This is a genomic window from Amycolatopsis lurida, from assembly GCF_900105055.1.
Lineage (GTDB): Bacteria > Actinomycetota > Actinomycetes > Mycobacteriales > Pseudonocardiaceae > Amycolatopsis > Amycolatopsis lurida.
The window spans coordinates 2,871,604-2,887,461 of record NZ_FNTA01000004.1; the positions used below are offsets into that span (position 1 = coordinate 2,871,604).

At 69.6% G+C, this 15,858-nt stretch carries 14 protein-coding genes; 5 read left to right on the forward strand and 9 right to left on the reverse strand.

Translation table 11 applies throughout. From position 1 onward, the window contains the following. Positions 1-34: 34 nt before the first annotated feature. Together BLW75_RS18265 and BLW75_RS18270 are read left to right on the forward strand one after the other, a co-directional pair. Positions 35-358 carry an MGMT family protein gene (locus BLW75_RS18265; protein WP_034313227.1) on the forward strand — a complete coding sequence of 108 codons (324 nt, stop codon included), beginning with the start codon at positions 35-37 and terminating at the stop codon, positions 356-358. Positions 359-372: 14 nt separating this feature from the next. Next, positions 373-1,203: a siderophore-interacting protein gene (locus BLW75_RS18270; protein WP_034313228.1), complete on the forward strand. Its 831-nt coding sequence runs from the start codon at positions 373-375 to the stop codon at positions 1,201-1,203. A gap of 304 nt (positions 1,204-1,507) precedes the next feature. Here BLW75_RS18270 and BLW75_RS18275 read toward each other — a convergent pair whose 3' ends face one another. Genes BLW75_RS18275 through BLW75_RS18285 form a run of 3 tightly spaced genes read right to left on the reverse strand, consistent with a single transcriptional unit; the run spans position 1,508 to position 4,622 of the window. Continuing rightward, positions 1,508-2,797: a sensor histidine kinase gene (locus tag BLW75_RS18275; protein WP_034313232.1), complete on the reverse strand. Its 1,290-nt coding sequence runs from the start codon at positions 2,795-2,797 to the stop codon at positions 1,508-1,510. Positions 2,798-2,851: 54 nt separating this feature from the next. Then, positions 2,852-3,661 carry a uroporphyrinogen-III synthase gene (locus tag BLW75_RS18280; RefSeq protein ID WP_034313233.1) on the reverse strand — a complete coding sequence of 270 codons (810 nt, stop codon included), beginning with the start codon at positions 3,659-3,661 and terminating at the stop codon, positions 2,852-2,854. Continuing rightward, positions 3,654-4,622, reverse strand: a complete 969-nt coding sequence (locus tag BLW75_RS18285) for a helix-turn-helix transcriptional regulator (protein ID WP_034313235.1) — start codon at positions 4,620-4,622, stop codon at positions 3,654-3,656. The genes BLW75_RS18280 and BLW75_RS18285 overlap by 8 nt, the downstream gene beginning before the upstream one ends. 60 nt (positions 4,623-4,682) lie before the next feature. Between BLW75_RS18285 and BLW75_RS18290 the strand changes: the two genes are divergently transcribed. Together BLW75_RS18290 and BLW75_RS18295 are read left to right on the forward strand one after the other, a co-directional pair. Further along, positions 4,683-5,078, forward strand: a complete 396-nt coding sequence (locus BLW75_RS18290) for a DUF3224 domain-containing protein (protein ID WP_034313237.1) — start codon at positions 4,683-4,685, stop codon at positions 5,076-5,078. A 9-nt stretch (positions 5,079-5,087) separates the two neighbouring features. Beyond that, positions 5,088-6,206: a DNA glycosylase AlkZ-like family protein gene (locus BLW75_RS18295; protein WP_034313239.1), complete on the forward strand. Its 1,119-nt coding sequence runs from the start codon at positions 5,088-5,090 to the stop codon at positions 6,204-6,206. Between the two features lie 80 nt (positions 6,207-6,286). Here the strand turns inward: BLW75_RS18295 and BLW75_RS18300 are convergent, their stop codons facing one another. The 6 genes from BLW75_RS18300 to BLW75_RS18325 are packed head-to-tail and all read right to left on the reverse strand — an operon-like array spanning position 6,287 to position 15,116. Next, positions 6,287-7,390: a uroporphyrinogen-III synthase gene (locus BLW75_RS18300; protein WP_034313241.1), complete on the reverse strand. Its 1,104-nt coding sequence runs from the start codon at positions 7,388-7,390 to the stop codon at positions 6,287-6,289. Further along, positions 7,387-7,734: a nitrite reductase small subunit NirD gene (gene nirD, locus BLW75_RS18305; RefSeq protein ID WP_034313243.1), complete on the reverse strand. Its 348-nt coding sequence runs from the start codon at positions 7,732-7,734 to the stop codon at positions 7,387-7,389. The genes BLW75_RS18300 and nirD overlap by 4 nt, the downstream gene beginning before the upstream one ends. Further along, complete coding sequence (gene nirB, locus BLW75_RS18310) at positions 7,731-10,235, reverse strand: nitrite reductase large subunit NirB (RefSeq protein ID WP_034313245.1); 2,505 nt, start codon at positions 10,233-10,235, stop codon at positions 7,731-7,733. Before nirB ends, nirD begins: the two co-directional genes overlap by 4 nt. Next, positions 10,235-11,593: a nitrate/nitrite transporter gene (locus tag BLW75_RS18315; protein WP_034313396.1), complete on the reverse strand. Its 1,359-nt coding sequence runs from the start codon at positions 11,591-11,593 to the stop codon at positions 10,235-10,237. Before BLW75_RS18315 ends, nirB begins: the two co-directional genes overlap by 1 nt. 29 nt (positions 11,594-11,622) lie before the next feature. Continuing rightward, positions 11,623-13,050, reverse strand: coding sequence for an FAD-dependent oxidoreductase (locus BLW75_RS18320; RefSeq protein WP_034313247.1), 1,428 nt, complete (start codon positions 13,048-13,050; stop codon positions 11,623-11,625). After that, positions 13,047-15,116, reverse strand: a complete 2,070-nt coding sequence (locus tag BLW75_RS18325; protein WP_241783646.1) for a molybdopterin oxidoreductase family protein — start codon at positions 15,114-15,116, stop codon at positions 13,047-13,049. Before BLW75_RS18325 ends, BLW75_RS18320 begins: the two co-directional genes overlap by 4 nt. A gap of 211 nt (positions 15,117-15,327) precedes the next feature. Between BLW75_RS18325 and BLW75_RS18330 the strand changes: the two genes are divergently transcribed. After that, positions 15,328-15,852 carry a PadR family transcriptional regulator gene (locus tag BLW75_RS18330; RefSeq protein ID WP_034313248.1) on the forward strand — a complete coding sequence of 175 codons (525 nt, stop codon included), beginning with the start codon at positions 15,328-15,330 and terminating at the stop codon, positions 15,850-15,852. Positions 15,853-15,858: the final 6 nt, after the last annotated feature.

Consider the following 15,858-nt stretch of genomic DNA (forward strand, 5'->3'; position numbering starts at 1 on the left):
ACACAACCTCGCAGCGGCACGGCAAAGTGGTCCCATGGATGACGAACTGCACGAGCGGGTGCGCGAGGTCATCGCGAGCGTGCCCGCCGGCTCGGTCGCGACTTATGGGGATATAGCGTCGGTTTCGGGGGCCCCGTCCCCGCGGCTGGTCGGCCGGATCCTCGGCGAGGACGGCCACGATCTGCCTTGGCACCGCATTCTGCGGGCCGACGGGACACCGGCTCCGCATCTGCTCGACGAGCAACTGCAACGACTGCGCGCGGAGGGCGTCATCCCCGACGGCCAGCGCGTCGACCTGCGGAAATACCGGTGGCAACGTGATCCGGATGACGACGCTGGTCCGGGCGCTCTCTTTTAGGTTAGCCTCGCCTAATGAGCTACATCGAGGCGAAGGTGACCGGTGTCCGGCGGCTCACTCCGCATATGAGCAGGGTGACCTTCTCGGGGGCGTCGCTGGTGGACCAGGCGCCCGACCAGTACCTGAAGGTGTTCTTCCCGCAGCCCGGCCAGGCGGCGCCCGTGCTGCCCGCTCCGCTGAGCGGCGACGAAGTCCTGTCCTGGTACCGGACCTACCTCGCGATGCCCGACGACGTCCGGCCGCCGATGCGCACGTACACCGTGCGCGCGCTGCGACCGTCGGTGCGGGAGGTGGACATCGACTTCGTGCTGCACGGCGACGAAGGCCCGGCCTCGGCGTGGGCTTCGCGCGCTTCGGAGGGCGATCGGGTCGCCTTCCTGGGACCGCACGGGCTCTACGACGTGCCCTCGGACACCAACTGGCAGCTGCTGGTCGGTGACGAGACCGCCATCCCGGCGATCGGCGCGATCGTCGAGGCGCTGCCCGCCGGGACGCGAGCGGTGGTCTACGTCGAGATCAGTGATCGCGAAGACCGGCAGGTCTTCGAAACGCAGGGAACCGTGGAACTGCACTGGGTGGTGCGAGGCTCCGGCCCTGTCGGCGACGCGGTGCTCGAAGCCGTCCGGAAAGCGGAGCTGCCTGGCGGAACGCCCTACGCCTGGATCTCCGGCGAAGCGAACATGGTGAAGTTGGTGCGGCGGCACCTCGTACGGGAGCGCGGGGTCGACAAGCGGGCGATCTGCTTCACGGGGTACTGGCGGCAAGGGGTGAGCGAAGAGGCCGCCGGCCGTGAAGCGATGAGGCAGGCGGAGGCCGGGGAGGCTCCGGCTCCCGACGAGGACTGAGGGCTTTCGGACTGAATGCGGAAGATGCCACGTGCACCCAATGTGGCATTGGGGCCATTGAGTGTCCCCACTGCCACATTGGGCACCCTCGGCTCTGCGTCGGCCAGCGCCGTGTCCTGAAGGCCCCCTTTGAGACGTTCGACGTCCTGAAGGCCACCCTTGAGACATCGGTGACCATCGCGCAACCCGCCTCAGTAGACCTCTGACCTGCAGGAAGAGAGCAAGGGACCTTTGCTATCACTTACGCAGGCATGCTAAGCAAGTGAGAGCAAAGGTCCCTTACTCCCCTTCACGGACCGAAGCCTCAGTGCGGCACCCACAACGTCACCCGCGTCCCCCGCCCCGGATGCGAATCGATCGTTCCTCGCCCGCCGACCTCCGCCAGCCGCGCCATGATCGACTGGCTGATCCCGAAGCCCGGCGGCCGGTCCAGCATGCTGAAACCGGTCCCCTGATCCCGCGCGATGACCGCGATGCCACCTTCGGATTCCTCGACGCGAAGCACGACCTGGTTCGTCCCGGCGTGCTTCACGGTGTTTCGGAGTGCTTCGCGGACGGCGTCGCGGATGGCGGTCCGGCGCGCGTGCGAGAGGCGGTAGTCCTGTTCGGTCTCGGCGGCGACGAGCTGGGTGCGGAGGCCGTCGCGCGCCATTTCGGTGGCGACCTCGGCGAGGTCCGCGGTGAGGCCGCGGGCCGACGGCGCGTCGGGGCCGGTCAGTTCGCGGCGCAGTTCGGCGGCTTGCGCCCGTGCGGTGGCGCGCATTTCCGCGAGCCGTTCCGCGGCGGCGGAATCGTCGTCCGGCGCCTCCAGCCCCATCGCCTCCAAAGTCTGGAGCACGGAGTCGTGCATGACCCGCTGGGTCCGCAGGCGTTCGGCGCGCTGTCCCCGGCGCATCCCGATCCCGAGCGCGAACCGCGTCCCCACGCCGAGCAGGATCAGGATCCCCGCCGTGGTCACCATCGCCACGACGAGCGCGACCATGCACCCCACCGACCGGCTCACCGCGAGCGGATGGTCGATCGGCAGTCCGCCGATCCAGGTCAGGAACACCCGGAACGGCACGGCCGCGATCACCAGCGCGAGTGCGGCCGGCAGCCCGAACGACAGCGTCCACAGCGCCACCGTCCCGACCATCCACGTCCACGCGACGTCGACGGCGAACGGCTGGATCCCGGCGGGCGCCGCGGTGGCCACGATCGTCGTGAGCACGACGCCCACGGCGAGATCCGCGTACATCAGCCGCCCGGACGTCTTCGCCCGGATCCCTCGGCCCCGCACCACCCACCAGACCGCGAGGACGTTGAGCAGCACCCCGAGGATCGTCACGCTCAGCACCGGGACGATCCCCGCCGACCCGTTCGAGACCAGGAAACCGATGTACACCTTCGGAAACGCGGCCACGCGGTAGAAGATCGGGCCGAGCGCGGAGTAGCGGATCGCCCGCATAAGCAGCGTGTCCGCGGAATCTTCCCGATAGCGCCAATCGGGAACGGAATCGGGGTCGGGTGCTTCGTCGGCGGGGCTCGCGCCCAAGACCGAAGAGCCCTTTCGCAACATCGCGCGCACGAACGTGACCGATTGAGACTCGGACATCCGCCGCCCTCCCCGCGTCCGATGTCTCGAGCCTGGCAAAGCGGGCTACCCGCGTCAAGACGGCCGAATGCGCAGCTCCGCGACGAGAAGTTTGACCAACGCGCCGAGCCGCTGACGTTCGGGCTGCACGGTCGGCACCCCGGCGGCTTCCAGCGGCGCCGCGGTCACCGGTCCGACGCACGCGCACAAAACCGGACCTCGCAGTGCGGCAAGAAGTTCCTCGCGCCGCGACCCCGCCAGCGTCAGCAGGTTCGCGGCCGCCGGAGCGGAGGTGAAGGCCAACGCGTGCACGCGTCCGGCGATCACGCTTTCGACGAGTTCGTGCACAGGTGCGACGTCGGCGGGCGAAAGCCAGCGATACGGTTGTGCCTGGACGACGTCCGCGCCCGCGTCACGCAGCGACCCGGTGAGTTCGGGCAGCAGGGTTCCGTGCAATTGGACGGCGACCCGTGCTCCGCGAACCCCTGCGTCGCGCAAGCCTTCGAACAGTTCCGCGTTGCTCTCCTCGGGCGCCGAGAATTCCTCGCGCAGCCCCTCGCCGCGCACCGCGCCCGCGGCTTTCGGTCCACGCACGAAGATCCGTGACGCGGCCAGCCGCTCCAGCAACGGTTCACGCAGTCCCCAGCCTTCGGCCGCCGAAAGCCAGCCGCGGAATCCGGCGCCGGTGGTGACCGCGGTGAAGCCGACCGGTCCGGCCAGCACGGCATCCGTCGCCGCCCGTAGCTCGGTGTCGTCGGGCAGCGGGACGATCCGGATGGTGGGCGCGTGCAGGACGGTCGCGCCGTGCCGCGTCAGCGCGCCGATGAAGTCGTCGGCCCGCCGCTCCGCGGTGATCCCGATCGTGATTCCGTCCAGGTCAGCCATAACGCGCGCCCATCTTCCCGATCTCTTCCGCCAGCCGCTCGCGCAACTCCGGCGGTGCGAGCACTTCGAGGTTCCCGCCGAACCGCAGTAGCTCACCGACCGCCGGTTCTCCGGGTTCCACGGGCAGTTTCATCGTCAACCAGCCGTCTTCGTCCGGCTCGGCGTCCGTCTCCCGTAACGCTCTCGCTCCGACGGCGCCGAGATAGAACGGCACCAGTATGCGGGCGAACTCGTTCAGCCGGACCACCGCCACTCGCGAGTACATCCGCTTTTCGAACTGCTCCGACCATTCCTGCCAGTAGCGCGCGAGGTCGAAGTCGGACGGCCGCTCGAAGGTCTCGCCGAGATCTTCGAGCTCTTCGATCCGGGAGACTCGATAGGTCCGGTCGCTGCCGTCGCACCGCGCCGCGAGGTACCAGTTCCCGGCCTTGAGGATCAGGCCGAGCGGGTCGAGGACGCGATCGACCTTCCGCTGTCCCCAGCGCTCGTACCGGACCTTGACCCGCCGCGCGTGCCAGACCGCGTCGGCCAGTTCGGACAGCCGCGGCAGGCTTTCGATCCCGCGATGCCAGCCGGGGACGTCCAGATAGAACCGTTCGGAGATCCTGCTCGCCCCGGCACGCAGTTCCGCGGGCATGGCCGCGTGCAGTTTGAGCTGAGCGGCGGCGAGGACCGTGCCTAGCCCGAGCTCACTGGCCGCCCCCGGCAGGCCCGCCAGCGAAAGCGATTGCGCCTCTTCCTCGGTCAGCCCGGTCAGGCGCGTGCGATAGCCGTCGACCAGCTGATATCCACCCGTGCGCCCGCGATCGGCGTACACCGGCACGCCGGCCGCGGACAGCGCCTCGACGTCGCGGTAGACCGTCCGGACCGACACCTCCAGCTCGGTCGCGAGTTCCTCGGCCGTCATCCGGCCGCGGTTCTGCAGCAGGAGAAGGACCGACAGGAGTCTGCTGGCGCGCATGAATCCAGTATCCCCGAAAACCTGACACAACCTGACAGGTATCGCTGACAGGGTGAGCCCATGAACACGTTCGCCATGAAGAACTGGGAAGAAGCCGTCGTCAGCGGCACCGACGACGGCCCGCGGGTGGCCCACGCGCACGCCACGTTCGCCTACAGCGGGCTGATCGAAGGCGGATCCGTGATCGACTACCTGCTGTACTACGCGGGTGAGGGCTACGACGGCGGTGACACGACCTCTCCCGGTCTCGAACGGATCGAGGGCTATGTGGACGGACGCGAAGGAAGCTTCGTGATCAAGCACGACTCCGGGTTCGACGCGAAGGGCTTCACCTCGACGTTCGAGATCGTCAAAGGATCCGGAACGGGTGAACTCGCCGGGATCACCGGCACCGGCACCACGGCCGGCGTCCTCGGCGAGCCGACGATGTCGTACACACTCGATTACTCGCTCTGAGGAGGACAAGTGCTCGAGGTCGATCGCGAGCAGGTGCTGGCGTACCGGATCGCGGCCCACGGACTGCACCGTGAGGAGAAGGATCCGGCCGCGGCGGCCGTGTTCGACCTCGGGCTGCAGGATTCCGTGCGCGACACCGCCCTGCTGGGCCTCGCCGCCCGGATCGACGGTGAGATCAGGCCCGCGGTCTGGGACGACGATCGGTTCGTGCTCGCGTGGACCCATCGTGGCGCGCCGCATTTCCACCGGCGCACGGAACTGGACGCGATCCGGGCCGCACTCGTGCCGCTCGACGAGAAGGACGCGATGGCCCGGATCCTCTGGCAACGCAAACAGGTCGAGGACGCGGGCATGTCCGCGACGGACGCGCTGTTCACCGCGGCGAAAGCGATCCGCGAAGTCGTCACCGGCGCGCAGACCAAGGGGACGGTGAGCGGCGCCGTCACGAAACTGATCCCCGACGGGCTGTCGTACGCCTGCCGCGGCTGCGGTGTCGTGCACATCTACGAGCAGTTGATGCGGGTCGCGTCGATCCACGCCGGGGTCCGGCTGGAAGCGGGCGCGACGCCGGCGACGTTGGCACCGCTGGAAGGCCGCGGCCGCATCAAGACGTCGCCGAACGTCAAGGCGGCCACTCGCGTCATCGAGGATTACCTGCGGATCAACGGCCCCGCCACACCTGGTGACGCCGCCGCCTACGCCGGGACGACCCGCGCCGGCGTCGATGCGATGTGGCCGGACGGCCTGGCCGAGATCCGGGTCGACGGCAGGACGGCCTATCTGCCGGAAGACCGCGTGCCGCTGCTGGAGAAACCACCGGAGCCGGACGTGGTCCGCCTGCTGCCACCGCTGGACCCGTTCGTCCAGGCACGCGACCGCGCCGTGCTGGTACCGGACAAGGCCCGGCAGAAGGAGGTCTGGAAGATCCTCGGCAGTCCCGGCGCGCTGCTGGCCGACGGTGAGATCGCCGGTGTGTGGCGGGCCAAGGCGAGCGGCAGGAAACGGCTCGACTTCACCGTGACCCCGTTCGAGGTCCTCCGCCCGGCCGTGCGGAAAGCCGCCGAAGCGGAAGCGGCCCGCGTCGCCGCCGCCCGGGAGTTCCCAGACCACCGCGTCACCTTCTCCTGACCGCGCCTCCCGCAATTCGTCATCTACTTGCGACACGTTCCCGCGCTCGACCACCGCAATTAGGTGACGAAACGCGGGGGTCAGGGGTCGACGGCCAGGCGGTAGCCGCGTTTCACCACCGTCTGGACGAGTTTCGGTGACCCCAAAGAGCTCCGCAGGCGCCCGATGGCGGTCTCGACGGCGTGTTCCTCACCGCCGTCGGGCAACGCGGAGACCAGCTCCCGCCGGGAGAACACCCGCCCCGGTGACTCCGCCAGCGCCCGCAGTACCGCCATCGGCGCGGGCGCGACGTCACACCACTGCCCGTCGACCAGCGCCGCCTGACCCCGCAGCTCGATGGTGCGGCCGCCCGCGGTCAGCCGCAGCGAACGCGCTTCGAGCGCGTCGGACACCGTCCGCGCCAACGCCCCGATCCGCGACCGCGACGGCTGGACCGTCGGGATCCCGAGCGCGGCCAGCGGTGCCGCCGTGATCGGCCCGACACAGGCCGCCACGACCCGTTTCTCCAGTGCCCGCACGATTCCCGGCAACCGTCCGGTCCGTTTCGCGACCGCCAGCATGGACGCCACCGCGGGCGCGCTGGTGAACGGCAACGCGTCCACCGAACCGTCTAGCACACCGTCGAGCAGCCGGTCCAGCGGGCCGGGGTCGGCCGGGCCGACCCAGCGGTACACCGGCACCTCGATCACCTCGGCGCCCGCGGCGCGCAGGCTGTCCACAAAGTACGGAAGCGGCTCGCCGTGCAGCTGCACCGCGACCCGCTGACCGTCCACACCGGAATCGAGAAGATGCCGCAGCACCTCGGCGTTGCTCTCCGAAGCGGGCGAGTAATCCTCCGAAAGCCCGGCCGCGCGGATCGCGCCCTTCGCCTTCGGACCGCGAGCCAGCAGCGACGACTTCCCGAGCCGGTCGAGCAGCTCCTCCCCCAGCCCCCAGCCTTCGGCCGCCTCGACCCAGCCGCGGAAGCCGATCCCGGTCGTCGCGACGACGGCGTCGACCCGGTCCTCCAGCAGGCGCTGAGTGGCCGCCCGCAGTTCGGTGTCGTCGGCGAGCGGCACGATCCGGATGGCCGGGCCGTAGCGCACGGTCGCACCCTTACGCACGAACAGCGCGCCGAGCTCGTCAGCCCGCCGCGCCGCCGTGATCCCGATGACGAATCCCGCCAGGGGAAGGACTTCTGTCACGGTGAGAATTCCACCTCCACGACACCCTCGGTGACCCGCACCCGATAGGCCGGGACCGAGACACCTTCGGCGTCGAGACATTCACCGGTCCGCAGATCGAACCGTTCCTTGTACACCGGCGACGCCACCACGGGGACGCCGCCCGCGTCACCGACGATCCCTCGCGAAAGCACCGCCGCGCCGCTGACCGGATCCACATTGGACAGTGCGTGCCACCGATCACCGGGCAGCCGGAAGATCGCCACCTGCACGCCGCCCTCGAGCAGGGCGGCGACGCCGGACCATTCGGGGACCGCGCCCGCCGCGCAGACGGCGGTCCAGGTGCGCTCGATCGAGGTCGTCACTGTTTCACCTCCGGGATGCCCAGCAGCACGGGCACCTTCTGGTCGCGTTCGGTGCGGAACGAGATCGTCGGATCCGGCGTGCCCGGCGCGTTGACGAACGAGGTGAACTTCGCCAGCTTCTCCGGGTCTTCCAGCACGCCGCGCCACTCGTCGGCGTAGTCACCGACGTGCTTGGCCATCGCCGCGTCGAGGTCCTCGCAGATGCCGAGCTTGTCGTCGACGATCACCGCGCGCAGGTGATCGAGACCGCCTTCCATCTCCTCCACCCACGGCGCGGTGCGCTGCAGGCGGTCGGCCGTGCGGACGTAGAACATCAGGAACCGGTCGATCGTCCGGATCAGCGTCTCGGTGTCCACTTCGGACACCAGCAGATCCGCGTGCCGCGGGGTCGCGCCGCCGTTACCGCCGACGTAGAGGTTCCAGCCCTTGTCGGTGGCGATGATGCCGAAGTCCTTGCTCCGCGCCTCGGCGCATTCCCGGGCACAGCCCGAAACGGCGGACTTCAGCTTGTGCGGCGAGCGCAGGCCGCGGTAGCGCAGCTCCAGCTCGATCGCCAACCCGACGCTGTCCTGCACGCCGTAGCGGCACCAGGTCGAACCGACGCACGACTTCACCGTGCGCAACGACTTCCCGTAGGCGTGCCCCGACTCGAACCCGGCGTCGACGAGCCGCCGCCAGATCAGCGGGAGCTGGTCGACGGTGGCGCCGAACAGGTCGATCCGCTGTCCACCGGTGATCTTGGTGTACAGCCCTAAATCCATCGCCACCTGCGCGATGACCATGAGCTTCTCCGGCGTGATCTCGCCGCCGGGGATCCGCGGGACGACCGAGTAGGTCCCGTTGCGCTGCAGGTTCGCGAGGAATTTGTCGTTGGTGTCCTGCAACGTCGCCTGCTCGCCGGCGAGGATGTGCCCGTTGCCCAGCGTGGCCAGGATGGACGCGATCGCCGGTTTGCAGATCGCGCAGCCGGTTCCGGTGCCGTAGCGGTCGATCATCTCGCTGAACGTGGTGATCCGCGTGGCCTGGAGGATCTGGAACAGCTCCGCGCGCGACTGCGGGAAGTGCTCGCACAGCGCCTTCGATTGCTCGACGCCGCAAGCCGTCAGCAGCTTGCCCAGCAACGGGACACACGATCCGCAGGCCGTGCCGGCCCGGGTGCAGCCCTTGATCTTGGCGACCGAATCGCAGCCCTCTTCGGTGATCGCGTGCGTGATCGCACCCTTGGACACCGCGTTGCAGGAACAGATCTGCGCGGCGTCGGGCAGCGCGTCGACCCCGACCGCCGCCCCGCCACCGGCCGGGGCGAGGATCGCGCCGGGTTCGGCGGGCAGCGGCCTGCCGACCATCGCGCGCAGCGTGTTGAACTCGCTCGCGTCGCCGACCAGCACCCCGCCGAGCAACGTCTTCGAGTCGTCCGACACGACGAGCTTCTTGTAGGTCCCCGCGACGGCGTCGTTGAACGCGACCTCCAGCGCGCCCTCGGTCGCCGCGTGCGCGTCGCCGAAGCTGGCGACGTCGACGCCCATGAGCTTGAGCTTCGTCGACATGTCCGGCTCGGGGAACGTGCCCTCGCCACCGGTCAGCCGCGCCGCCACGATCTCCGCCATCGCGTACCCGGGCGCCACGATGCCGTACACCTTGCCGTCCACGGCCGCGCATTCACCGATCGCGTACACCGCCGGATCGGACGTCCGGCAGGTGTCGTCGACCAGGATCCCGCCCCGCGCACCGACTTCCAGGCCGGATGAACGCGCCAGATCGTCACGCGGCCGGATACCGGCGGAGAACACGACCAGGTCGACGTCGAGTTCCGTGCCGTTGCCGAGCTTCGCGAGGTAGCGTTCGCCGTCCGGCTCGATGGCGTCGGTCGACGTTCCCGTGTGGACGGTCACGTCGAGATCGGTGATCAGCCGCCGGAGCAGGCCGCCGCCGCCCTCGTCGACCTGCAGCGGCATCAGCCGCGGCGCCATCTCGACCACGTGCGGCGAAAGACCCATGTCCCGCAACGCCTTCGCGGCTTCCAACCCCAGAAGCCCGCCACCGATGACGACCGCCGAACGCCGTCCGCGCCCGGGCCGCTGAGCGGCTTCCCGGATGGCGTCGAGGTCCTCGATCGTCCGGTAGACGAAACAGCCGGGAAGATCATGGCCCGGCACCGGCGGGACGAACGGCCGCGAACCGGTCGCGAGGACGAGCGCGTCGTACGGCTGCTCGTATCCGGCTTCGGTGACGACGACCTCGCGGTCCCGATCCACCGAAACCACCGCGTCACCGAGCCGCAGCTCGACCAGCGGATCGTCCGCGTAGTCAGCGCCTTCCAACGCGAGGGACGCGGGATCCCAGGTGTCCACATAGGATGTCAGGGCGACGCGGTCGTACGCGGGCCGCGCCTCCTCGGCGAGCACCACGACCTGCCACTCACCGGTCTTGTCCTCCGCGCGCACCGCTTCCACGAGCCGGTGCGCGACCATGCCATGTCCGACGACGACGAGTTTCCGCATCAGACCTCCGCCCCGGCGAGCGCCAGACCTCGGGTGCTCGCCACTTCCGACTGCTGTTTGCGCAGGTACACCGCCCAGGTGACGGCGAAGCACAGGCCGTAGAAGACGAGGAAGGCGACGAACGCCGGCACCCCGCTCTTCGTGTCCGCGAACGAATGACGGAAGGCCAGGTTGATGAAGAGGCCCCCGAGCGCGCCGATCGCTCCGGCCAGCCCGATCAAAGCCCCGGAGAGCTTGCGGGCCTTGAGCATCTCCAGCGTCTCGTCCGCGCCCTCGCTGATCGCGACCTTCGCCTTGGCGCGGAAGATCGCCGGGATCATCTTGTACGTCGAGCCGTTGCCGATACCGGTGAGCACGAACAGCACGATGAACGCGACGGTGAACAGCGCCAGCGAGTTCGACGTCGACGCGAGGATCAGCACCACGGTCGCCGCGGCCATGCCGACGAACGTCACGAAGGTGATCTTTCCGCCTCCGATGCGGTCGGCCAGCCAGCCGCCCGTCGGCCGTGAGAACGAACCGAGCAGCGGCCCGAGGAACGTCACCGCGGCCGCCTGCAACGGCGTGCGACCGAACTGGTTCTGCAGCACCAGGCCGAAGGCGAAGCTGTACCCGATGAACGAACCGAACGTGCCGACGTAGAGGAACGACATCACCCAGGTGTGCGGGTCCTTGACGACCTCGCGCATCGCCTTGGTGTCGCCCTTCATCGAGGCGAGGTTGTCCATGAAGAAGTACGCGCAGGTCGCGGCGACCACGATCAGCGGGATGTAGATGTAGAGGACCACCCGCGGCGCGGTCGCGCCGACGGTGCCGATGACCAGCAGGCCGATCAGCTGGATCGCCGCCACCCCGAGGTTCCCGCCGCCCGCGTTGAGCCCGAGCGCCCAGCCCTTGTGCTTCTCGGGGTAGAAGGCGTTGATGTTGGTCATCGACGACGCGAAGTTCCCGCCGCCGACCCCGCCGAGCGCGGCGATCAGCAGGAACGTGCCGAGCGAGGTACCCGGCTCCATCGCGATCGCCGCCAGGATCGTGGGCGCCAGCAACAGCATCGCGCTGACGATCGTCCAGTTCCGGCCACCGAACCGTGCCACCGCGAAGGTGTACAGCGGCCGCATCAACGCGCCGATCAGAGTCGGCGTCGAGACCAGCAGGAACTTGTCGGCGGCCGAGAACCCGTACTGCGGCCCCATGAACAGGACCATGACCGACCACAGTGTCCAGACGGAGAAGCCGATGTGCTCGGCCAGGATGGAGAACCAGAGGTTCCGCCGGGCGACCTTCTTCCCGGTCTCCTCCCAGAACCGCTCGTTCTCCGGATCCCAGTGCTCGATCCAGCGCTTTCCACGAGCGTGCATGAGGTCCTCCTTGGTGGATGCGTTCGGGTTCACTGGGCGGCCAGCCATTTCGCGACCCCGTCGACGGCGTCCTTGCAGCCGCCGCAGCCGGTCGTCGCGCGGGTCGCCCCGGCGAGGGCGGGGACGTCGGTGGCGCCGCCGCGCCACGCTTCGACGAGCCGTCCCTTGGTCACCGCGTTGCAGCGGCAGATGACCGCCGACGCGGGCAGATCGGCCGGGCTCGCCGCCGACGGCGCCCCCGGTGGCAGTGAGCGTCCTAAAAGGACTGCGAGCCGGTCTTCGGGTACCGGCGTACCCCGGTCGTAGAGCTGCGTGATCGTCGCGGCCGCGTCGGGCAGGCCGAGCAGGATCGCACCGGTCACCCGGTTCTCGCGGATGACGAGCTTGCCGTAGCGGCAGCCCGCCGGGTCGCTGAAGGTGAGCACTTCGGCGGACGGGTCGTCCGCGCCGGTCATCGTCTCGCCGAGCGCGGTGAGGTCGATGCCGCGGGCCTTGAGCCGCGTCACCGCCTGGGTGCCGCGATATCGTGACGCGGATTTCGTGCCGGTGACCAGATCCGCGACGACGGCGGCCTGTTCCCACGCGGGTTGTACGAGCCCGCCGAACGCGCCCGGATGCTTCGCGCAGTCGCCGATCGCGTGGATCCGGCCGTCGCTGGTGCGCAGCAGGTCGTCGACGACGATGCCGCCCTCGACGGTCAGCCCGGCGTCCACGGCCAGTTTCGTCTCCGGCCGGACGCCGGTGGAGACGACGATGAGATCGGCGGGCACGTGCGTGCCGTCGTCGAGTTTGAGCCCGTCGCCGCTGACGTAGCGCGCGGCCCCGACACCTAGCCGGAAGGCGACGCCGAGCTCTTCGAGCTTCCTGGTCAGCACCCGCGCGGATTCCGCGTCGAGCTGGCGTTCCATGATGTGCGGCATCGGATGCACGACGGTGACGAGGTTTCCCCGCCCGGCGAGGCCCCGTGCGGCTTCCAGGCCGAGCAGCCCGCCGCCGAGCACCGCGACCGGGGCGCCCAGTTTGGCCGCGTCCAGGATGCGCGCGCAGTCGTCGAGGGTGCGGAACGCGACGACGTCCGGGCCGGGTTCGAGCCCTTCGACCGGCGGCATCCACGGGTTCGCGCCGGTGGCGAGCACGAGCGCGTCGTAGTCCACAGTGGACCCGTCGTCGAGGTGCACGCGCCGCGCCGCGCGGTCGATCGAGGTCGCGGTGACCCCGCGGCGCAGGTCGGCCCCGGTACGGGACGGCCAGTCGTCATCGTGGAGCCGGACCACCTCGGGCCGCATCGTCCCGGCGACCACCGACGACAGCAGCACCCGGTTGTAGGCGGTATGCGTCTCCGCGCCGACGACGGTGAGCCGGACGCGTTCACCGTCGGGATCGCGGCGGCGGATGTCGTCCGCCAGCCGCGCGCCCGCCATCCCGTATCCGGCGATGACCACCGACCGGGGGCTCACGCGACGGCCTCGGCCGGGGCGAGCGCGACCGCGCACACCTTGAACTCGGGCATCCGGCTCGTCGGGTCGAGCGCCGGGTTGGTCAGCAGGTTCGCCCTGCCCTCGCCGGGGAAGTGGAACGGCAGGAACACCAGGTCGGGGCGCAGCGACGCCACGCAGCGAACGCGTGCGACGGTCTCCCCGCGGCGGGACCGCACGACGGCGAGATCGCCCTCGGCCAGTCCCGCGCGAGCAGCGGTGTCGGGATGAACTTCCACGAAGGCCTCCGCCACGACGTCGTTGAGTTCCTTGACCAGCCGGGTCTGCGCCCCGGACTGGTAGTGCTGCAGGACCCGCCCGGTGGTGGCCTGCAAGGGGAATTCGGCGTCGGGCAGTTCGGCCGGGCCGACGTGGTCCACCGGGACGAACCGTGCGCGGCCGTCCGGGTGGGCGAAGCGGTCGAGGAACATCCGCGGCGTGCCGGGATGCGATTCCGCCGGGACGGGCCAGTAGAGGGCCTCGCCGTCACGGAGCCGGTCGTAGGTGATGCCCGAGTAGTCGGCGACACCGCCCTTGGATGCCTGGCGAAGCTCGGTGAAGACGGTCTCGGCGTCCGTCGGGAACCGGCCATCGGGCTGGCCGAACCGGCGGGCGAGCTCGGAGAGCACGTAAAGATCGGTCTTCGCGCCGGACGGTGGATCGATCGCCTTGCGGCGCAGGAGGATCCGGCCTTCGAGGTTGGTCATCGTGCCGTCCTCCTCGGCCCACTGGGTGACCGGCAGGACGACGTCGGCCATCGCCGCCGTCTCCGACAGGACGAGGTCCGAGACCACCAGGAAGTCCAAAGAGGACACCTTGTCCTGGATGTTCCCGGCGCCGGGCGCGGAAACGACGAGGTTGCTGCCGAACACCATCAGCGCGCTCGGCCCGTCTTCGGCGCCGAGCGCCTCCAGCAGCTCGACGGCCGAACGGCCCGGGCCCGGCAAGGATTCCGGCGGCACACCCCACACCCCGGCGACGTACTCGCGGGCCGCGGGGTCGTCGATCTTGCGGTAGCCGGGCAGCTGGTCGGCCTTCTGCCCGTGCTCGCGACCGCCTTGGCCGTTGCCCTGTCCGGTCAGGCAGCCGAAGCCGGACCCCTTGCGCCCGGGCAGGCCCAGGGCGAGCGAAAGGTTGATCCAGGCGTTGACCATCGCGGTGCCGTTGGCGTGCTGTTCGGTGCCGCGCGCGGTGAGGACGTAGGCGTTGCGGGCCGCGGCGAGCTTGGCGGCGACACGACGCTGGTCCGCGGCGGAGACCCCGGTGATCTGCTCGACGCGCTCCGGCCACCAGGCCGCGACCGAGCGCCACAGTTCTTCGAAACCGTTGGTTCGGGCGTCCACATAGGACTGATCGAGCAGGCCGTCGGCGACGACGGCGTGCAGAATGCCCTGCGCGAGGGCGAGGTCGGTACCCGGCGCGGGCTGCAGGTGCAGTCCGGCGAGTTCGGCGGTCGGCGTGCGGCGCGGGTCGACGACGATCAGGTCCGCGCCCCGCAGATGCTGCGTGAACGGCGGCATCGTCTCGGCCGGGTTCGCGCCGATCAGCAGGACCGCGTCGGCGTCGGCGAGATCCGTGACGGGGAACGGCATGCCACGGTCGGCGCCGAACGCCTTGATCCCGGCGGCGGCCGCCGACGACATGCAGAACCGGCCGTTGTAGTCGATCTGCGAGGTGCCCAGCGCGATCCGCGCGAACTTCCCCAGCAGATACGCCTTCTCGTTGGTCAAACCGCCACCGCCGAAGACGGCGACCGAGTCGGCCCCCTTGGCCGCGCGGATCTCGATGAGCCGTTCGGCGACGAGATCGAGGGCCTGCGTCCAGGTCGCGGGCCGGAGTTCGCCGTCGACCCTGATCAGCGGTGTCGTCAAGCGGGAGGGCGAGGTGAGGAGCTCCCCCGACGTCCAGCCCTTCTGGCAGAGGCCGCCGGCGTTGACCGGGAAGTCACGCGGGGCGACCCGGGCGCCGTCGAGGCTCATCCCGCACTGCAGGGCGCAGTACGGGCAGTGCGTGTCCACCGCGGTCACGGTGGGGGCGGCGAGCGGCACGGGCACCTCCTCCAGGCGTCGATAGCGCTTGAAGGTAGGTAGGCCGTGTTACCTGAAAACTCCTGAATGTTTCAGGCGTTTGACATTGCCCGCCGCTGATCGACGTCACACCGTGAGGTCGCGGGCCTGCTCGAGTCGACCTCGTATGCGGGGGAATGACGCCTTCAGCAGCTATACACTCAATGTATAGATTGTGTGTATAGTCGCCCGCATGTCCATCGGGAACACGCTGCTCGGCCTGCTCGAAGCGGGTCCGAAGCACGGCTACGACCTCAAACAGCTCTACGACAAGCAGTTCCGGCAAGATCGTCCGCTGCACTACGGGCAGGTCTACTCGACGCTGAACCGGCTCCTGAAGAACGGCCTGGTCGAGGAGAACGGCGTCGAGGCGGGCGGCGGCCCGGACCGGAAGCGCTACGCGATCACCGAGGCGGGCGTCACCAACGTCGAGGAATGGCTGAAAAGCCCGGAAAGTCCCTCGGTCTACCTGCAGAACACGCTCTACACCAAGGTCGTGCTCGCGCTGCTGTCCGGCCGCGGCGCACAGGACCTCCTCGACGCCCAGCGGAGCTCCCACCTGCGCGCCATGCGTGAGCTCACCGCCCGCAAGACCGACGGCGACCTCGCCGACCAGCTGATCTGCGACCACGCGCTCTTCCACCTGGAAGCGGATTTGCGGTGGCTGGAACTCACCGCCGCCCGCCTCGACGACCTCGCGCGCCAGCTGACGCGCTGATCTGGG